At 60.5% G+C, this 342-nt stretch carries 1 protein-coding gene; it reads right to left on the bottom strand.

The window, feature by feature from the left end; all coding sequences use genetic code 11:
* Positions 1-342: condensation domain-containing protein (locus AACM45_RS20370; RefSeq protein WP_339145057.1), on the bottom strand; the 342-nt coding region annotated here is incomplete at both ends.

Here is a 342-nt window from a genome sequence, read left to right on the forward strand (position 1 = left end):
CCCTCTCCCGCCCTCAGCAACGTCCGGTTCACCTGCGTGTTCACGAAGAAGCCTATCAGGTCCCTTGTCTGCGCGTACTGACGGTTCGCGGTGGGACTGCCCATCACAATGTCCTCCTGTCCGCTGTACTTCCCCAATAGGATGCTCGTCGCAGCGAGCATCACACTGTGCATCGTAGTCCCGTTCTCCCGCGCGATCGCCCTCAAACGGTCACTGATGGACCCGTCAAGCTCAAAGGTGCAGTAGCCCCCGGAATAGTCAACCATCTTGGGACGGGCCCTGTCCGTCGGGAGTGATAGCGTCTGGAGGCCCGAGAGGCGTTCCTTCCAGTAACCCAACTGC

It is taken from the genome of Croceitalea sp. MTPC5 (genome assembly GCF_036985505.1).
Lineage (GTDB): Bacteria > Bacteroidota > Bacteroidia > Flavobacteriales > Flavobacteriaceae > Croceitalea.